Below are 1,438 nucleotides of genomic sequence, written 5' to 3'. Positions count from 1 at the left end.
TCGCACATTTAGAGCCTTTTATTAACGCCGAAAAACAATCCGGTAGCAGTAACGGAAAAATTTTGTTGGCGACGGTGAAGGGGGACGTGCACGACATCGGCAAAAACATTGTGGGCGTTGTACTGCAGTGTAATAACTACGAGATCATCGATCTTGGCGTGATGGTACCGTGCGAAAAGATCGTAAAAGTCGCGCTAGAAGAGAACGTTGATATTATCGGTTTGTCAGGGTTGATTACCCCATCTCTGGATGAAATGGTTCATGTTGCTAAAGAGATGGAACGTCTCAATTTTGATCTTCCGCTTCTGATTGGCGGGGCTACCACATCCAAAGCGCACACCGCCGTTAAGATTGAGCAGAACTACAAAAATCCGGTGGTTTACGTAAACAATGCGTCGCGCGCAGTAGGGGTTTGTTCGTCATTACTCTCCGATGAACGTCGACCTGCCTTTATAGAAAAACTGGATGCGGATTATGAGCGTGTTCGTGACCAACACAATCGTAAGAAGCCGCGTACTAAGCCTGTCACTTTAGAACAAGCGCGTGCAAACAAAGTCGCGATAGATTGGGATGCATACACGCCACCAGTTCCTGCAAAACCAGGCCTTCATATTTTCGATGATTTTGATGTCGCAACCTTACGCAAGTATATCGACTGGACGCCGTTTTTCATGACGTGGTCGCTGGTAGGAAAATACCCGACAATCTTCAAACATGAAGAAGTGGGTGAGGAGGCTCAGCGTCTATTCCATGATGCCAATGAGCTGCTTGATCGAGTTGAGCGTGAAGGATTGCTTAAGGCTCGCGGGATATGTGGCCTATTCCCAGCGGCAAGTGTGGGTGATGATATTGAAGTGTACACCGATGAATCGCGTACCGAGGTTGCTAAAGTATTGCGCAATCTTCGTCAGCAAACAGAAAAGCCTAAAGGCTTTAACTACTGCTTGTCGGATTACATCGCGCCAAAAGAATCTGGCAAACAGGATTGGGTTGGAGCGTTTGCAGTAACTGGCGGTATCGGTGAGCGTGAGTTGGCCGATGAGTACAAAGCGCAAGGCGATGACTACAACGCAATCATGATTCAAGCGGTGGCGGATCGTTTAGCCGAAGCTTTTGCTGAATACTTGCATGAGCGTGTCAGGAAAGAAATTTGGGGCTATGCAGCAGATGAAAATCTATCGAATGATGAGCTCATCCGTGAAAAGTACCAAGGGATCCGTCCTGCACCGGGTTACCCAGCTTGTCCTGAGCATACAGAGAAAGGCCCGCTTTGGGAGTTATTGAATGTTGAAGAGAACATCGGTATGTCACTAACAACGAGCTATGCAATGTATCCGGGGGCATCAGTGTCCGGTTGGTACTTCTCACATCCAGACTCTCGCTATTTTGCGATCGCTCAGATCCAAGACGATCAGTTAGAGAGTTATGCTGATCGTAA

Annotated in this window: 1 protein-coding gene; it reads left to right on the top strand. The window is 47.6% G+C overall.

The window, feature by feature from the left end:
• The coding region (locus R8O70_RS25185) for a vitamin B12 dependent-methionine synthase activation domain-containing protein (RefSeq protein WP_318184458.1) at window positions 1-1,438 on the top strand (1,438 nt) is incomplete at both ends.

This window comes from Vibrio sp. 779(2023), assembly GCF_033344285.1.
GTDB classification, from domain to species: Bacteria; Pseudomonadota; Gammaproteobacteria; order Enterobacterales; family Vibrionaceae; genus Vibrio; species Vibrio alginolyticus.
Note: the sequence above shows the minus strand (reverse complement) of the source record. Positions and strands in the feature narration are given on the sequence as shown.